Origin of the sequence: Apibacter sp. B2966, from assembly GCF_011082485.1 — a bacterium.
Classification (GTDB): domain Bacteria; phylum Bacteroidota; class Bacteroidia; order Flavobacteriales; family Weeksellaceae; genus Apibacter.
This window is the reverse complement of the sequence record NZ_CP049714.1, coordinates 444,076-462,125: the sequence shown is the minus strand read 5'-3', so window position 1 is coordinate 462,125 and position 18,050 is coordinate 444,076. Positions and strand designations below refer to the sequence as shown.

Here is an 18,050-nt window from a genome sequence, read left to right as displayed (position 1 = left end):
AACTATTTAAATATATATACACTTTTTAATTATAGTTATGTATGCATTTCCTTTAAAGAGATTGTAAAATAGTTTGTAAATTTTTTTATTAACTGAAATTTGATATAAAATGTAAGCGGTTATATATTAAAATTTTAAGATTTAAGGTTATTTGAGTTAATAATTTCTAACATATGCTCTTTACCTATAGTATGGGCTGCTTTAAGTGATAGAATCCATTGGATGGTATGATCCAGCTTTTCTTGTTTTTTTATACTATCTTTTTGATTGATACAATGAAGAAGCATAAATAGTATTGAAAAAATAAGTAAAATAATAGTCAATGCAAAAGCGGGATTAAATTGTTGATAGGCGGAAGATGATGGGTTTACATCATAGATCCAATTAACTAATAAAACAAGGGCGGAAATTATAAACAATCCAATAGCTGTCATATAATTAAGCAATGATAATTGTCTTACTTGCTTTATTTTTTGTTCAGAACTTGCTATCCATAATTTAAATTCTTCTTCCATGTTTTTCCAAGAATCAGAAGTATTGTTTTGTTCTTTATTAATGAGCGTTAATTCATCGGTAGTGAAATGAGTGAATACCCAATATTCCCATCCCAAGCCTAAAGCCAAAACAATTACAATAAAAATTATAGAAAGAAAACTGTAAAATATCTCTTGGATGATATGATAATAAAATCCTAAACCTACTAAGACTAACACTAATAGGGTAACTAAAAAATACTTTAAGGATCCTGAATTTTTTTTCTTCTTTTGATCATTATCTTTTTTATTGATATTATCAATAGTATTTCCTATATTTTGTTTATCTGATATATTTTTATCCATTTTATAAATTTATTAACAAAATTATATAATATTTTAATAAATTCATAAAAAATTAACGTAAAATACCACCGGTTACCATTCTACCGGAATTTATGGTTTGCCTTCTTGCCGAAAAAAATAAATGAGGTTGAGTAACCGTACATAAATTTTTTATTTCTATATGTTTAGCGAGACAACCTGCTTGTTCCAGTAGCAACTGATTTGCTTTTCTAAGATCAATATGATATTTTCGGGTTTCTTTATTTTTAAAACTAATTAGATTACTATCAAAACCTTCTTTAATAAAATCTTCAATGACATGATCTCCTACTTCAAAACAATTCGCGCAAATGCACGGACCAATTCCTACTCTTATATTTTCAGGTTTGCAATTAAAAAGACGTACCATTTCCGACAGAGTATTTAAAGCAATTTTGCTAACGGTTCCTCTCCATCCTGCATGAATGGCTGCCAAAGTTTGGGTTAAAGGATCATAAAGTATTATAGGTACACAATCGGCTGTAGTTATTCCTATGCAAATTCCCTTTTCTTGAGTCAGTAAAGCATCTTTATTTTGAAGAATTTCAGATTGTTTATCACTTGTTAAATCTAAAAAATTTCGATCAATAAGTAACGCGTGATTGCTGTGAGTTTGAACAGGTATAAATAATTTATGGGTTGAAATACCTATCTCATTACAGAGTCTTTTTCTGTTTTTAATCACATTTTTCGGATCATCCCCGGAGGTTGTTCCTAAATTGAACGATGCATACTTCCCGACACTTACTCCTCCTTCGATTGTAGTTGTAAAATGGGTTAATTCTCTGTATGTAGATAAATTATCAAATGTCAGGAAATTCATATAGTTAAAAGAGAATATTTATAAACTCATCAATTCTAGAATGTTCTATATAAATACTTAATGGGCTTCCAGCCAATTGGGACCCACTCCAACATCTACGATTAAAGGAACTTCCATACGTACGGAGTTTTCCATTGTATTTTTTATGAGTGTCGATACTTCCTTAATTTCTTCATCGGGAGCATCGAAAACCAATTCATCATGCACTTGTAACAAAAGTTTGGTTTGAAATTTTCTTTCCTGCAACAGTTCATGAATGTGTATCATGGCTATTTTAATTACATCAGCTGCTGTTCCCTGAATAGGCGCATTTACTGCATTCCTTTCTGCATGAGAACGCACTACGCTGTTTCCGGAATGGATATCCGGCAAATATCTTCTTCTTCCCAATAAGGTTTCTACATATCCGTTTTTTCGTGCTATCTGTACTTGTTCCGAAATGTATTCTTTTAAAACGGGATAAGCCTGATAATAGGCATCAATCAAACTTTTAGATTCGGATCTAGATAATCCGGTTTGTTCACTTAATCCAAATGCAGATACTCCGTAAATGATACCAAAATTAACTGTTTTCGCTTGAGAGCGCTGCTCTTTAGTCACTTGATCCATAGGTACATGAAATACTTTTGATGCAGTAGCCCTATGGAAGTCCTCACCATTTTTAAAGGAAGTGATCATGGTGGGATCTTTACTCATGGCTGCAATGATTCTCAATTCAATTTGGGAATAATCGGCAGAAATTATTTTATGTTTAGAATCCTTTGCTATAAAGGCTTTACGTACTTCTTGCCCTCTTTCAGTTCTAATAGGAATATTTTGAAGATTGGGATTATTAGAAGCTAAACGACCGGTAGCTGCTACAGTTTGTGCAAAGGTTGTGTGTACTCTTCCCGTTAGTGGATTTACCTCATTGGGCAGGGCATCAACATAGGTAGATTTTAATTTTTGCAGCTGTCTGTATTCTAATAATAAATCTATAATTTTATGTTTATGCGCCAGCTTTAATAAAACATCTTCGCCGGTTGCATATTGACCTGTTTTGGTTTTTCTGGGCTTAGTACCTAATTTTAATTTATCAAAAATAATATCTCCTAATTGTTTGGGTGAACTGATATTAAATTCCTCTCCGGCTAGAGAATATATTTCTTTTTCTAACTTTGACAGGTCTTCAACTAATTCTTTAGACATTTCACCTAATGCTTTGATATCTAAATTGATACCTTCCCATTCCATGTCTTCCAACACCTTCATTAAGGGCATTTCTATGTCATCAAAAAGCTTTTTAAGATTATCATGTTTGAGTTGAGGTTCAAATTTGTCTTTAAGTTGTAAGGTAATATCAGAATCTTCAACCGCATATTCTTTTTGCAATTCAATAGGAACGGTAGAAAATAATTTTTGATTTTTTCCTTTTTTTCCGATTAAAGATTCTATGGGAACAGGCTTGTAATTAAGCTCTGTTTCAGCCAATAAGTCCATATTATGCCTTGCATCGGGGTTGATTAAGTAATGCGCAATCATGGTATCAAAAAGTACCCCTTTAACTTCTACCTTATATTTTCTTAAAACTTTACAATCATACTTCAAGTTTTGGCCTACTTTAACTATATTCTCATCTTCGAAAACCGGTCGGAGCAGTTCTATAAATTCTTGTGTCTTTTCTTTGTCCTTAGGACTAAAAGGTACATAGTACCCTTTTGCCTTTTCATATGAAAATGAAATGCCGACTAATTCTGCGATCATGGAATCAGTTGAGGTAGTTTCCGTATCAAAGCATACAATTTTTTGCTTTAAAAGCTTATCTACCAACAATTTTACTGCCATAGGAGTTTCTGTCAGTTGATAGAGATGATCAGTATTTTCAATAGTTTTCCAGTTGGCGCTTTCTTTCATTTCAATGTCCTGATCGGTTGTATCAAACAACGATCTTTGTCCATTTACCGGAGCTTTACCCGAAGAATTTTTTTCTAAATTAGATTCACTTTCAGAAATAATATGATACGTTTTCTGAAAATTTGTAATCATAGTTCTAAACTCTAATTCTTCAAAAATTTTAATGACCTCATCAACATTCGGTTGATCCACCGTTAAACTTTCATAATTAAATTCGATAGGAACATGAGTATCAATGGTTGCCAATTTTTTTGATAAAAGGCCTAATTCCTCATTTGCTTCCACTTTTTCTCTCATTTTTCCTTTTAATTCAGAAGAATGAGCAAATAAGTTTTCAATGCTTCCGTATTCTTTAATAAATTGTCTAGCCGTTTTTTCGCCTACACCGGGTATTCCGGGTATATTGTCTACACTGTCTCCCATCATGCCCAAAAGGTCAATAACTTGAGACGGATTTTTAACTTCGAATTTTTCTTTAACAGATTCTACATCCCAAATTTCAATATCGTTTCCTCTGGATGCCGGTTTAAAAACAAAGATATTTTCGGAAACTAATTGCGCATAGTCTTTATCCGATGTCATCATATAGGTAGTATATCCCTCTTTTTCCGCTTTTTTTGCCAAAGTTCCTATCACATCATCGGCCTCGTACCCTTCTTTCCAAAGACAAGGAATATGTAATGCTTCCATCAGTTTATGGATATAAGGAACAGCTATCCGTATAGCTTCCGGTGTTTCTTGCCGATTGGCTTTGTATTCTTTATAGACCTGATGACGGAACGTTTCTCCCACATCAAAAACTACAGCCAAATGTGATGGCTTTTCTTTTTTCATTAAATCGAAAAGCGTATTGGTAAATCCGAAAATAGCGGAAGTATTTAACCCTTTTGAATTGATTCTTGGGTTTTTTATAAAGGCATAATAAGCTCTGAATATAAGAGCATAGGCATCAATCAGAAATAGTTTTTTATCGCAATCTTGACTGGTCATTCTTTAGGGTTATCTGTGTTTTTATTTTCAAATATAAGATATTTGAAGTTAACACTTGTTGCAAAATGTAAAAAGAAAAACCTTAAAATTATTAATTGAAAAAATGTTTATATTGATTTTAAAGTAGTAAATTCTATAAAATTCTAAAATATCAATGATTTTTACCGATAGTAATTTTAACACATTAAGGATTTATTTAACAGATAAATAAAACTTTATAGAGTAGTATCTTTTTTAAATGATTTATAAATAATAAACTTTATATAATTCTTTAAGATAAAATGGTAGTTAATAACGAATTATATAAAGCTTATTATGTAAGAATTTAGTCTTCTTGACCTTTTAGTTTTTCTGCATTTTCGGCAATTTTTACCGCTTCAATCATTTCATCAATATCTCCATTCATAAAGTTATCTAAGTTATAGATGGATTTATTAATACGATGATCCGTTACACGACCTTGTGGGTAATTATAAGTACGAATTTTAGCCGAACGGTCTCCGGTGGATACCATCGTTTTTCTGTGTGCCGAAATTTTATCAAGATGCTCTTGCAACTTCATATCGTATAATTTGTTACGAAGCATTTGTAACGCCATCTCTCTATTGGCATGTTGTGAACGTGCTACCTGGCATTGAATCATTATTCCGGTGGGCTTATGCGTAAGCTGAACTTTGGTTTCTACTTTATTAACGTTCTGTCCTCCTGCTCCACTAGATCGAGCGGTTTGATATTCTAAATCCGCCGGATTAATTTCAACATCTACTTCTTCGGCTTCCGGTAAAACAGCTACAGTTATGGCCGAAGTATGTACTCTTCCTTGTGATTCGGTTTCAGGAACCCTTTGAACTCGGTGTACTCCCGATTCAAATTTCATGGTTCCGTAAGCTCCTTCTCCACTAACATTAATAATCATTTCTTTATATCCTTTAACGCTACCTTCCGTAGCGTCTACTACTTCAAAGTTCCAACCCTTTTGTCTCCAATACATGGTATACATTCGGAAAATGTCTTCCACAAAAATAGCCGATTCATCACCCCCCGTTCCGGCTCTTAATTCAACGGTGATATTTTTGTCGTCTTCAGGATCTTTTGGAATTAACATATATTTTATGTTTTCTTCCATTTCAGGAATTTTGGCTAAGGCATCATTTTTTTCTTCTTTTGCCAATTCAACCATATCAGGATCAATGCCTTCTTTAATAATTTCATCGGCATCTGAAACTGTATTAAGTAAGGATTTGTATTGATGATAGATTTCTACTATTTTATTTAAGTCTTTATATTCTTTGTTTAGTTGAGCATATCTTTTTTGGTCTGAAATAACATCCGGTTGAATGATTAAATCTGATACTTCATCAAATCTTTGTTTTATAGCCTCTAATTTTGATACTAAATCTGACATATATACTGATGGTTTAAGTTTGCAAATGTACAACTTTGATAGAATATTTTCAGCTTCTTACTTTTATATATATTTTTTTAAAAATTACTTTTGAAAGTTTCAAGTAAGTATTTTAAATCAATAATGCTTTGAAAGTCGATTAAACCGGAAGTTCAGTTGTTTAATTAATTATTCTGAATATAAATTCTTTATTTAATTTTCTATTATATGAGGTTAAAAACTCCATTATTTAGCAAATAAAACTACTATTTTTTGGATGTATGATAAAAACGTGAATTTTCAATTACCGCATCTTTAATTACACTAAAATCAACGGTATTTTCATTTACCGGATTTAATTTTTTATCGACAACATCATACATTCCCGAGGAATAAACATTAATTATCATATTTTTTTCAATGATAGCATATTTTTGATTATACCCGCAGATAAACCATTTTCTATTCTTGCAATCATATAAATTTTGGCCTACGCTATAATCGTAATATTGATTTGTAACTCCCAAAACGGTATTCATAAGCGTGGGAATAATATCATAATGTAAAGTTAAATGAGTATAAGTTTTTGCCGGTCTGGAAGTATCAAATACAATTAGAGGTGTGCCAATTTGATAATCTGAAAAATTTCCTCCGTGTTGCCAATATCCTTTTTTATTGTCATTAAATTCTTGTCCATGGTCTCCTGTAATGACTACAATTGAAGATTCTAAGAGCTTTTTCTCTTCTAATTTTTTCAATATGTTGCCGATGAGACCATCAATATAATTTAATGAATTTTTATATCTGTTATAAAAAGGGATTGGATTGTAATCATCGTTTAAGGCAATATAATTTACTTCATCCAACGTCGGTTTAAATTTCACCTGAAAATCTGAAGGATAATCAAAGCCATGGGCAGAATCAAAAAATAAGAAGCTAAAAAACGGAGTATTTTCTTTTGAATCATAGCCGTTTATAAATTTTATCCATTCATTATAAATGTCTTTATCTCTTTCTGAGGGAGAATTTCCATTCGATTCCAGTCTCAAATTTTTAATTCCTGAAAAAACATTTTTATTAAAAGGAGGATTTTCAAGTGTTGAGCTGGACAAAATTGATAATGTATAGCCTTGTTTAAGTATTTCATTGAAAAAAACCGGAGATACTTGTAATCCTGTAAAATTATCATAATAAGTAGCAGGTATGGCATAAAATAACGAAAATATACCTCCTGTGGTCATATTTGATCCGCTTTTATGGTTTTGAAATACTTGTGATCTTTTGGACAACTCAAAAATATGCGGAGTTATATTTTCGGTCATGCAATTAAATCTCCAAGAGTCTATAACGATAAAAATTATATTCTTTTTTTGGCTATTTTCAGATAGAATGTGCTTTAAAGGATAATTGATCAATGATTTTGAGTACGAGCGACTAAGTAAAGTATTTTTTTCAATTTCTTGTTTATTAATTAAATTAAGTTTGCGAAAAAGTGATTCAGAGGTTAACGGATAGAAAACAGGATATATATTTTTCATTTGAGCAATAGGCCTGTATCGACTCGCATCAGCCCAAGCATATATAAAGTTTGTACCAACTAATAAAAATCCTATAATCACTAAGATTAGCTTAATTTTTAAATTAGGTAATTTTTTGGATAGTTTGGAAGAAAAATACAGTATTAGTATCTCAAGTAAAATAAGTCCTATTAGGTAAAGTATTGCAATGGTAGTATTTATAGTTGAAAAATGAAAAATATCTGTAGCTCTTTTTCCAAAGACTAATTTAAATACTATAGGGGATAAATGATACCTAAATTGGCTAAATACCAGTATATCTATTTGCAGATATAATATAATAAGAATAGAAAGAAAGCTAAAAATAAGTTTAGATAGTAATTTTGATTTGGTAAAAAATAAGAATGAAAGACTCAGTAACAGTGGAACACAATTAAGAATAAAAAAATGTGAAATAAGTGAAGAAAACATATAAAAATATGTAATGAATCCGCTTAAATTTTCGGTATATTTTAAATATTTAATCCCTAAAAAAATTACCAGTAAAAAATTAAAAAAATTGGCTAAACATAATTGTTTACTAAACAAATTAATTTTCATTATATATATTTAAAAACAACAGTTTTGAATAAAGATACAAAATTTAATAAATTAATAGAACAATTTTCTTCAGTTAAAATATTTAAATAGTATAAAAAACAATAAATCATCATTATTAGTAAGAAATATTTTAAAGCACCCAATGCCATTCCTGCTAGTTGGTTAGTAAAACCTAAACCTAATTTTTTTAAAATTTTTTCAATAATTCGGGATAAAAATAGAATACTTATAAATAAAATGATGAAAACGCAGACATAGCTAACCCATGTCGATGTTTCTTCTGAAATTATTTTATTTTGTAATAAAATGCGATGCATTTGAGATAAGAACAGAGAAGAAAATAAATATCCGACCGTGAGTCCTGCGATTGAAGAAATTTGTTTTAGAAAGCCTTTAATATATCCTATAATTGCACCGATTATAGTGCCTCCCAATAAAATATATTCATAGTTCATTTTTAAATTTTATCTTCCTTATACTCCCCTAAGATATGTAAAAAATTGGTATTATTTTTTATCTCTTCCAATGCCCTGCGGTAATTGTCATCATTTCCTCCGGGAGTAATAATATCCGCATGAAAAGAATATTGGAAAACCGATCCTGATAAAGGCACGGATTGTATTTTAGTGATGTTCATTTGATGGTTTGCAAGAATATTTAAAACTTTTGCTAAACTACCCATCGTATGATCTGTAGTGAAGTATAAGGATGCTTTCGTAAAATTTTCAACTTTTTCCGATTGAGGAGATAATAAATAAAAACGGGTGTAATTATCAGAAACATCATGAATATTTTCAGCCAATACTTGTAATTGATACATTTCTGCTGCCAATATTGAGCCAATAGTCGCTATACCTTTCATTTTTTTACTGTGAATGTTGTATGCACAAGTTGCGGTATCGTCTTTAGATAATAATTTCCAATCAGGATATTTTTCAAGAAAATTTTCACATTGTAATAAAGCCATAGGATGGGTTCTAACTTCAGAAATTGAATCTAATGTTTCTCCCGGTAATGCTAATAAATGATGTTTAATCGGTAAGACCACTTCACCGACTATGTGTAACCCGTGTTTGGTAATTAAACTATAATTGGGTAAAATAGCTCCCGCTATTGAATTTTCTATAGCCATCATTCCATAGTTTGCTTTCCCATTAATTACATCCCTTACTACGGTTTTAAATGTAGGACTATCAATTATTTCCACTTTTTCATTTTGAAAAAAACGGTTTACGGCTTCATGATGAAACGATCCTTTAATCCCTTGTATTGATATTGACTTCATAAATTAATGGTACTAAACACCCAATTTTTTTTATTTTTATTAATTATATTTACATAAATTTAATGGAACAGATTTGTTCAAGCTAGAAATAAAATGTCTGTAAAAATACAAAATCTAACTAAACATTATAAAGGACAAATTGCTTTACATGCTATTTCTCTGGAAATAAAAAAAGGTGAGATTGTCGGCTTATTAGGTCCAAATGGAGCAGGTAAGACAACCATGATGCGGTCAATTACAGGATCTTTATCTTTTGACAAGGGAAAAATTTGGATCAATGATATGGATAATCAAGAATTTCCATATAAAACCAAATCGTTAATTGGTTATCTTCCGGAAAATAATCCATTATATTTAGATATGTATGTTAAGGAGTATTTAAGCTTTGTTTCGGATATTCATCATACTCCCAAAAGCGAGATCTCCGACATTATTGAAAAGGTGGGCCTACAAAAGGAACAAAATAAGAAAATCAGTCAATTATCTAAAGGATATAAACAACGAGTGGGACTGGCTCAAGCAATTCTCTTTGATCCTGAGATTTTAATTTTAGATGAGCCGACTAATGGCTTGGATCCAAATCAAATTATTGAAATCAGGCAATTAATTCAGGAATTAGGTAAAAAGAAAACCGTTATTTTATCTACTCATATTATGCAAGAGGTTGAAGCCTTATGTTCAAGAGTCATACTTTTAAATAAAGGATCTATTATTCAAGATAGAAGCATTGAGGATTTTAAAGGTAAATATTTAAGTTTGGAAGAAGCTTTTTTCGAATATACCCATCATTAATTATTGAAAAATAACAACTTTACTTTTTCTAAAATAAAACAAAACCATCCTGTGATGTTTCTTCATCGTATAAATTGGTAGTTTCTTCATTGGTAAAATACAAATCGTAAATAACATTTGAAGAAGAAATCATCTCTTGTTCAATCATTTTATCTTTACTAGATTCCATTTTTTTTGAAATTCTTTTAGGTGAACTTTTAGGAATATTATTAGTGGTTTTATGGATATTGGTCGTTAAACCGGAAGATGGTATAAACGAATCCGACGGTTTAGGTGCATATAAATTATCTGTTAGAGCTAAATGGTTTTGATTTTCTAAGTTAGCACTTGTTATCGAAGAATCAGTAGTGTATTGATTTTTAGTACTATATATTCCCACCATTAAAGCGAAAAATAAACAGGCTGCTGCCGGAATCCAATATATTTTTTTTGAAAATAAAGTAAAAATTTTTGGCTTATCAGGATTTATTTTTTCAATCGTATTTAATACAATATTCTTGTCTAAATTTTCAAAATAGTTATTTGGAATTTTGTAGGGAGATTTTGAAGTTTTATTAATTAATGATTGGGAAACAATACGTTTCTCCAACTGAGCAAAATAATTTTCAGGGGTTTGGAAAGGAGTAGATTTATTTTTATTGACGTTATTCATATAAGGTTTTAAATAAACTATTTTTCAATATTGGCTAAAAGAAATTGTTCAACTTTTTTAGAAGCATGATGATAGGAAGACTTCAAAGCCCCTACAGATGTTTCAAGAATTTCAGACATATCTTCATATTTTATATCGTCAAAATACTTCATATTAAATACAATTCGTTGTTTTTCGGGTAATTCGGCTATGGCTTGTTGCAATTTGAATTGAATTTCATCTCCATCAAAAAAATTATCATCTTTGAGTTGAGAAGACAACTGAATGACTAATTCATCGCTTCTTATATTTTTTTTCTGAGCAGCACTATTAATAAAATTCAACGATTCATTAGTTGCTATTTTGTATATCCAGGTTTTAAGACTTGAATTTCTTTTAAATCCGGGTAGATTTTGAAAAACTTTTATAAATACATTTTGAGTTATATCGTCTGCATCTGCATGAGTATAGACAATTTTACGTATATGCCAATATATGGGTTGACTATACCTTTTTACCAGCAGCCTGAATCCGTTGTTAACATCTTTTTCTAAAAGAAGTAAAAGTTCTGTTTCGTCCATTTTTATTTCTTATTATTTAGACAATAAGAAATTAGAAAAGTTTAATTTCAATTAATAATTTCATGCATTATAATAAAAATATTCTTTATTAAAGGAATGTTATTTCAAAAAATTAGAAATTATTTTTAAATATATAAAATAAATTATGGGATTAAACCAACGGCCTGTTATTTGATATAATAGTTTGATAACTAGCAGCATATAATTTTGTTATCGCAATTACAACGATTACCGTTAAATACTAAAAAATGGAAGAAAAAGAAATTATACTAATAACCGGAGCTCACGGAGCGGTTGCCAATCAATTATCGACACTCTTAAAAAATTACTCTCTCCGTTATCTTACCAGAAAAAAAACCAAACCGAATGAATATGAATGGGATATTGAAAAGCAATATTTGGATACCAACGCTTTGGAGGGAGTTAAACATATTATTCATCTAGCCGGTGCAGGTATTGCCGATGAAAGATGGTCGGATGAAAGAAAAAAAGTTATTCTTTCCAGCCGTGTAGATTCGGCCAAACTTATTCTAAAAGCTCTAAAGGATAGGAATCAAAAAATACTCACCTTTATCAGTGGTTCGGCTTCCGGCTATTATGGCAATACCACTTCAGACAAGATATATAAAGAAACAGATTCTAAGGGTAATGATTTTTTAAGTGAGGTATGCTTTCAATGGGAATCAGCAGCTGATGAATTTTTATCGGAAGGCGTAGCCGACAGAGTCGTAAAAATAAGGACAGGTATATCTTTATCTAAAAATAAAAAAGGCGTTTTATATAAAATTAAAAAAATGGTAAACTATTATGTAGGCGCCTGTCTCGGTTCAGGAAAACAGTATATTCCATGGATTCATATTGATGATTTATGTTCTATATATAAATATGTGTTGGTAAATGAAGGTTTACAGGGTACTTACAATGCGGTGGCTCCTTCCTACACAACTAACAAAGATTTAACTGTTGCTATTGCCCGAAAGTTAAATAAACCTCTTTTTTTACCTAATGTGCCCGGTTTTATACTGCGCTGGTTATTTGGTGAAGTTTCTACACTTTTATTGGAAGGCAGCAGAATTTCATCGGAGAAAATTCGCGCAGCCGGATTTACTTTTAAGTATCCCGATTTAGATAGTGCTTTAGATTCTTTATTATAGTTTTATTATAGTTTAAAGAATAATGTTTGTGGTAGAAAAAAGTTTAGACGAAGTCGCAATCTTTTCATACAAAAAGTTTGTGCTCAATTATAAATTTTTATAATTGAGCACAACACAAATTATTATTATTTATTTATTGTAAATAGTCTAAAGACTTTTTAATAGCAATTGCCAATCCTGATAAATCGCTTCCTCCTGCTGTGGCAAAAGAGGGTTGTCCTCCACCGCCGCCTTTTATTTCTTTAGATAAAGCTTTTACGATCGTTCCCGCATGTAAATTTTTAGTTTTAACTAAATCTTCAGAAATTCCTATGGAAAGTGTAGGTTTTTGATCTGTATGAGTACCTATGATAATAAACAAATTGGAAATTTCATTCTTTAGTTGAAAAATTAAATCTTTTACCGATGCATTACTTAAGTCGGTCTGTAATCCAAGGTAATTTACTCCATTCACTTGAGTAATTGAATTTTTCCAAAGTATTTTTTCATGATTTGCTTTTTCTTTGTTGAGTTGCTCAACTTGTTTTTTTAGTTGATCATTTTCCGAATATAATTTCTCAATGGACTTAATAGGATCATCCGGCTGTTTTAAAAAGCTTTTTAAACGATCATATTGACTGAATTGATCTTTTAGAAATGCTATTCCCGTTTCGCCGGTAATCGCTTCAATTCTTCGTACTCCTGCGGAACTGGAAGATTCACTCATAATTTTAAAAAATATGATTTCATGCGTATTTTTTACATGGGTTCCTCCACATAATTCAACCGAATTTCCAAATTTAATTACCCGTACTAAATCGCCATATTTTTCACCAAAAAGAGCCATAGCTCCCATATCAATAGCTTTTTTAAATGGGACTGCCCTATTTTCGTCTAATTCGATTCTTTCATATATTTTGGTGTTGACCAACATTTCAACTTTTTGTATTTCTTCCGGACTCATTTTGCTGAAATGGGAAAAATCAAAACGTAAATAGTCCGGTCCTACATAAGAACCTTTTTGTTCAACATGTTTACCTAATACTTCCCTCAATGCTTCATGTAAAAGGTGGGTCGCCGAGTGGTTTTTGGTTATTGCCTCTCTTCTTTTGCTGTCTACCTTTGCATTAAATGGAAATTCAGGGTATTTCGGAAGTTCTTTTACCGTATGGATAATTAAATTATTTTCCTTTTTAGTATTTAGAATTTCTATTTTTTCATTTAAATTTTCAATATACCCTATATCCCCTACTTGTCCTCCACTTTCGGCATAAAACGGGGTAATTTGAAATACTAATTGATAAAATTCTCCTTCTTTATTTTCTACCTTACGATATCTTGTTATTTTAACATGAGTTTCCAAAAAATCGTAACCTACAAATTCTTCTACATCATCTTCTTGTAAGATAACCCAATCATAATTTTTAAAAGTGGATGCAGATTTGGAACGAGCTTTTTGTTTGCTCATTTCTTCATTAAATCCATTTTCATCAATGGTTTTTCCATGATCCTCGGCAATTATTCTAGATAAATCTGAAGGAAAACCATAGGTATCGTATAATTCAAAAACAACATCTCCGGGAATGATTTCTAATTTAGGATTGTTTTCCATAAAATTAGCCAATCGTACCAATCCTTGATCCAATGTTCTTAAAAATCCAATTTCTTCTTCTTTTATAATTTCTGATATAAGACTTTCTTGTTTAGAAATTTCGGGAAAAAACTCTCCCATTTGAGTATTTAAAATCGGAACCAGCTTGTATAAAATAGGTTCTTTGATATGCAATACTCGGTATGCATAACCAATGGCCCGTCTTAAAATTCTTCGTATTACATATCCTGCTCCGGAATTAGAAGGTAACTGTCCATCGGCTATAGAGAATGTGATGGCTCGTACGTGATCTGCCAAAACTCGCATGGCTATATCAACGTTAGTGTTTTCTCCGTATTTTAGTTCGGATATTTCTTCTATTTTTTTTATTAAGGGAGTAAATACATCTGTATCGTAATTAGAAATTTTGCCTTGTAATACCATACAAAGTCTTTCAAATCCCATTCCCGTATCTACATTTTTTTTAGGAAGTTTTTCTAAACTGCCGTCCGCTTTACGGAGAAATTCCATAAAAACCAGGTTCCAAACTTCAATGACTTGCGGATGGTCATGATTAACTAAATCTTTACCATCGATTTTTTTTCTTTCTTCATCCGAACGGATATCAACATGTATTTCCGAACAAGGCCCACAAGGTCCTGTTTCTCCCATTTCCCAAAAGTTGTCTTTTTTGTTACCGAGAAGTATTCGATCTTCTGAAATATGTTCTTTCCAAAAGTTGTAGGCTTCCCTATCTTTTTCTAAGCCTTCTTCTGCATCTCCTTCAAATATGGTAACATAGAGCCTGTCTTTTGAAATTTGAAATACATCAGTTAACAATTCCCAAGCCCATTCAATAGCTTCTTTTTTAAAATAGTCTCCAAAACTCCAGTTTCCAAGCATTTCAAACATGGTGTGATGATAGGTATCTTTACCTACATCATCCAAATCATTATGTTTTCCTGAAACCCGTAAACATTTTTGAGTGTCGGCCGTACGCTTATTTTTAGGTTCTTTATAGCCTAAAAAATAATCCTTAAACTGTGTCATTCCGGAATTGGAAAACATGAGTGTAGGATCATCTTTTAAAACAATCGGAGCAGACGGAACTATACTATGTTGTTTAGATTTAAAAAAATCCAGAAAAGTTTTTCGTATTTCTTTAGAAGTCATTTTTACTACTTGGTTTTTGGAGCTACAAAAATAAGAATTTTAAAATTTCGTTTAAAAAAATTAATTTATTTCTGCGTTTTGTTTAAAATTTATGATATCCTTTAAATCATTCATGGTGTATTGCATCCACTCGATTTGTTTTTTAATCTTTCCCTCTTTATCAAAATAGAACCATGAAGTGAATTTCATGGAATGTATTAATTTATCCTTATAATAATAGGGATTATATTGCCCACTAACTGCTACGATGCTATCATTCGAAACTATTTCTTTAATTGTTACGCTTTCGGGATAATCTTGATGTTTTTTTAAATTTTTGTCATTCCAACTGTTCTCATACATATCTAAAATTATATTTTTGCCTTCCAATAAAGATTGCGAAACGGCATCTACCCATTTAGGATTGTTGTCCGTATAAAAGCCCATAAGTTGTTTGGCGTCTTTTCTTTGAGCATATATTTTATAAAATTCTTTTACATTTTTTATATTTTTCTTTTTCTCAATTGAAGTACACGATAGTAAGACGAGGCATAAAAGAAAATAAGAAACAATTTTTTTCATTATATAATTACGTTTAGTTGTCAAAAATAATACTATTAATTTATATTTATTTATCAATAAAACATTTGTTTTTAATAAAGTGAATTTCATTTATGATTAAAAGTGAAAAAAATTAACAAAATCAATATAATTTAACATTTTTTTAACTATCTCATTGAAACCCTTTATTTAAAATAAATATAGAAGTTTTCATATGTATGCTTACCATATGTGAAATGTATTTAAGAATATTTTAGATAATGAGATTGTAATTTTGCAGCACAAAAGAGTAAAACTAAAATATGAAGAAAGTAACTTTAGCATTGATGATTATTTTATTAGTGTCTTTATCATTTACATTTTTTCACAGTGAAGAATTGGTAAAAGCTCCTTCCCTTTCTCATGTATCCGGTGACACTATTAAAGTAAATTACCAAAATGACAGTTTGACAAGTAACGTTTCCAAAGAAGAGGTAGATAGTAATGAAAAATCCACTCTTTCCGGGCGTGTTTCTTGGTATGGAGGAAAGTTTCACGGTCGATTGACTTCAAGCGGAGAAAGATATAACATGAATGATTTTACTGCTGCACATAAAACATTACCATTTGGGACGAAAGTTAAAATTATAAATCCAAAAAACGGTAAAGAAGTTATTGTACGAATTACTGATCGTGGACCATTTGTACCTAAAAGAGAATTTGATTTAAGTAAAGCTGCTTTTGCAGAATTAACAAGTTTAAATGCAGGAGTCATAAAAGTTAATTATGAAATATTGTAATTTCATTACTTAAAAAATTTTAATTATAAACTCCGGTTATTGTAACCGGAGTTTTTTTATGATTATAAATTTGGAATTGTTCATTTTAATTATTTTATAAATAAACCCAATTAATACTGCATAATTTATTGGCTTTATTTAATATTTAGATTTTTTTTTATGATAGTTAAACATTTTTAGAAAGCAATTAATTATAATAAAAATTTATATCAAATTTATGTTTATGGTGATAATTTATTCATATATAATTATCATAATATAAATTAGATGATTTTTACGTATTTTATTTATCTTAGCTAAGAATTATAATATTATTTTAAAATTGAAACTTCATGAAAATCGAGAAAACAACTACAGAATATTTTGGTATACTTGCCAACATATCTTGGAATAGTAATCAATGGTCTGATAATCCAACCGATGAAGATATATTAAAATCCAATTTTGGATATGTAATTAAAAAAAGATTTATGAACGAAAGTTTAAATTTTGGTCATGAAAAATTCAAAGCAGAAAAAGATGGTTATTATATTGGCTATGCTCCTTCTTTTTTAGATAAACTTAAGAAAAATGTACAAATAGTTTTTTTTGCAAGCAGAGATTACAAAGATTCGAATCTTAAAAAAATTATTGGTTTATATGTTTATCCTTTATATGGAGAAAAATATAAACGAACGATAAATGAAAAAAAATTTGAAAAATATAGTGAGGGCAATATTAAGGCTTTACCTGACAATATTTATTATTTTCAAAATTCAGTTCCAATAACAAATAAAATAGCGGCAGAAAAAAATTTATTACCTAATGATAAAAAATTAGCTAGAAGATTTAATTATCTTACTTCTGATAATGTTCATAATATTATAAAATTTGTTAGTGAATATAACTTTAATGATATTAAATTAAATATTTTTTTATATAATTTTTTATTTCAAGAAAATTTATTAGAAGAAAATCAAATTCTTGAAAATAAATTATCAAACATTATCATTCCTAATTTAGCAGATACAATTCAAGATGTTATAAAACTTGAAGAATGGATGAAAAATAAACAACCAGAAGATAAAGATCGGGTTTCAAAATATATAGAAAGGGGGGCTATTTCAAATAAAGTAAAAGAATTAAATAATTTTAAATGTTCTGTTTGTGAGGCTTTGGGAAATAAAACTAATTCTTTTATTAAATTAAATGGAAAAACTTATATTGAAACTCATCATGTTGAACAAGTATCAACTCGCAAAAAAGGAGTTTTAAGTATAAGTAATTTAATTACAATATGTGCTAATCATCACAGACAAATGCATTATGGCAATGTTAAATTAATTGAAAATAATGACGAATATTTTAAATACAAAATTGATAATAAAATACTAAAAATTAAAAAAATATTTTTACACTAACTAATCATCTATTTATTTTAATTAATACGTTTATAAAGATTTAATAACCTAAAATGATCAAATTAAAATCTGAAAGTGTAA

At 29.8% G+C, this 18,050-nt stretch carries 15 protein-coding genes; 4 read left to right on the top strand and 11 right to left on the bottom strand.

Annotated features, from left to right (window positions below):
- Nucleotides 1–134: 134 nt before the first annotated feature.
- The 7 genes from G8C43_RS01930 to G8C43_RS01900 all read right to left on the bottom strand — a co-directional run bounded on the left by G8C43_RS01930 (nucleotide 135) and on the right by G8C43_RS01900 (nucleotide 9,349).
- Nucleotides 135–839: a hypothetical protein gene (locus G8C43_RS01930; protein WP_166003745.1), complete on the bottom strand. Its 705-nt coding sequence runs from the start codon at nucleotides 837–839 to the stop codon at nucleotides 135–137.
- A 52-nt stretch (nucleotides 840–891) separates the two neighbouring features.
- On the bottom strand, nucleotides 892–1,680 hold the full coding sequence (gene pgeF / locus G8C43_RS01925; protein ID WP_166003743.1) for a peptidoglycan editing factor PgeF: 789 nt from the start codon (nucleotides 1,678–1,680) through the stop codon (nucleotides 892–894).
- 57 nt (nucleotides 1,681–1,737) lie between these two features.
- Nucleotides 1,738–4,563: a DNA polymerase I gene (polA, locus tag G8C43_RS01920; RefSeq protein ID WP_166003741.1), complete on the bottom strand. Its 2,826-nt coding sequence runs from the start codon at nucleotides 4,561–4,563 to the stop codon at nucleotides 1,738–1,740.
- A gap of 325 nt (nucleotides 4,564–4,888) precedes the next feature.
- On the bottom strand, nucleotides 4,889–5,968 hold the full coding sequence (gene prfA, locus G8C43_RS01915; RefSeq protein WP_105297590.1) for a peptide chain release factor 1: 1,080 nt from the start codon (nucleotides 5,966–5,968) through the stop codon (nucleotides 4,889–4,891).
- A gap of 245 nt (nucleotides 5,969–6,213) precedes the next feature.
- Nucleotides 6,214–8,064 carry a DUF3413 domain-containing protein gene (locus G8C43_RS01910; protein ID WP_166003739.1) on the bottom strand — a complete coding sequence of 617 codons (1,851 nt, stop codon included), beginning with the start codon at nucleotides 8,062–8,064 and terminating at the stop codon, nucleotides 6,214–6,216.
- On the bottom strand, nucleotides 8,064–8,519 hold the full coding sequence (locus tag G8C43_RS01905) for a CvpA family protein (RefSeq protein ID WP_166003737.1): 456 nt from the start codon (nucleotides 8,517–8,519) through the stop codon (nucleotides 8,064–8,066). Before G8C43_RS01905 ends, G8C43_RS01910 begins: the two co-directional genes overlap by 1 nt.
- 2 nt (nucleotides 8,520–8,521) lie before the next feature.
- Nucleotides 8,522–9,349 (bottom strand): prephenate dehydratase, encoded by an 828-nt coding sequence (locus G8C43_RS01900; protein ID WP_160566140.1) that lies wholly within the window; start codon nucleotides 9,347–9,349, stop codon nucleotides 8,522–8,524.
- A gap of 93 nt (nucleotides 9,350–9,442) precedes the next feature.
- On the opposite strand from G8C43_RS01900, the gene G8C43_RS01895 reads away from it, so the two are divergent.
- Nucleotides 9,443–10,141, top strand: coding sequence for an ABC transporter ATP-binding protein (locus G8C43_RS01895; RefSeq protein WP_166003735.1), 699 nt, complete (start codon nucleotides 9,443–9,445; stop codon nucleotides 10,139–10,141).
- A 28-nt stretch (nucleotides 10,142–10,169) separates the two neighbouring features.
- On the opposite strand, the gene G8C43_RS01890 is transcribed toward G8C43_RS01895, so the two are convergent.
- Nucleotides 10,170–10,793, bottom strand: a complete 624-nt coding sequence (locus G8C43_RS01890; protein ID WP_166003733.1) for a hypothetical protein — start codon at nucleotides 10,791–10,793, stop codon at nucleotides 10,170–10,172.
- Nucleotides 10,794–10,810: 17 nt separating this feature from the next.
- Complete coding sequence (locus G8C43_RS01885) at nucleotides 10,811–11,353, bottom strand: RNA polymerase sigma factor (RefSeq protein ID WP_166003731.1); 543 nt, start codon at nucleotides 11,351–11,353, stop codon at nucleotides 10,811–10,813.
- A gap of 248 nt (nucleotides 11,354–11,601) precedes the next feature.
- On the opposite strand from G8C43_RS01885, the gene G8C43_RS01880 reads away from it, so the two are divergent.
- A complete protein-coding gene (locus G8C43_RS01880) occupies nucleotides 11,602–12,507 on the top strand; it encodes a TIGR01777 family oxidoreductase (protein ID WP_166003729.1) in 906 nt (301 codons plus the stop codon).
- Nucleotides 12,508–12,640: 133 nt separating this feature from the next.
- Here the strand turns inward: G8C43_RS01880 and alaS are convergent, their stop codons facing one another.
- Both alaS and G8C43_RS01870 read right to left on the bottom strand, forming a co-directional pair.
- Nucleotides 12,641–15,250: an alanine--tRNA ligase gene (alaS, locus tag G8C43_RS01875; RefSeq protein WP_166003726.1), complete on the bottom strand. Its 2,610-nt coding sequence runs from the start codon at nucleotides 15,248–15,250 to the stop codon at nucleotides 12,641–12,643.
- A gap of 60 nt (nucleotides 15,251–15,310) precedes the next feature.
- Entirely contained in the window at nucleotides 15,311–15,811 is a 501-nt protein-coding gene (locus G8C43_RS01870) for a hypothetical protein (RefSeq protein ID WP_166003724.1), read from the bottom strand.
- A gap of 281 nt (nucleotides 15,812–16,092) precedes the next feature.
- On the opposite strand from G8C43_RS01870, the gene G8C43_RS01865 reads away from it, so the two are divergent.
- Together G8C43_RS01865 and G8C43_RS01860 are read left to right on the top strand one after the other, a co-directional pair.
- Nucleotides 16,093–16,569, top strand: a complete 477-nt coding sequence (locus G8C43_RS01865) for a septal ring lytic transglycosylase RlpA family protein (RefSeq protein ID WP_220264894.1) — start codon at nucleotides 16,093–16,095, stop codon at nucleotides 16,567–16,569.
- A 332-nt stretch (nucleotides 16,570–16,901) separates the two neighbouring features.
- Nucleotides 16,902–17,969 carry an HNH endonuclease gene (locus G8C43_RS01860; protein WP_166003722.1) on the top strand — a complete coding sequence of 356 codons (1,068 nt, stop codon included), beginning with the start codon at nucleotides 16,902–16,904 and terminating at the stop codon, nucleotides 17,967–17,969.
- Nucleotides 17,970–18,050 lie beyond the last annotated feature (81 nt).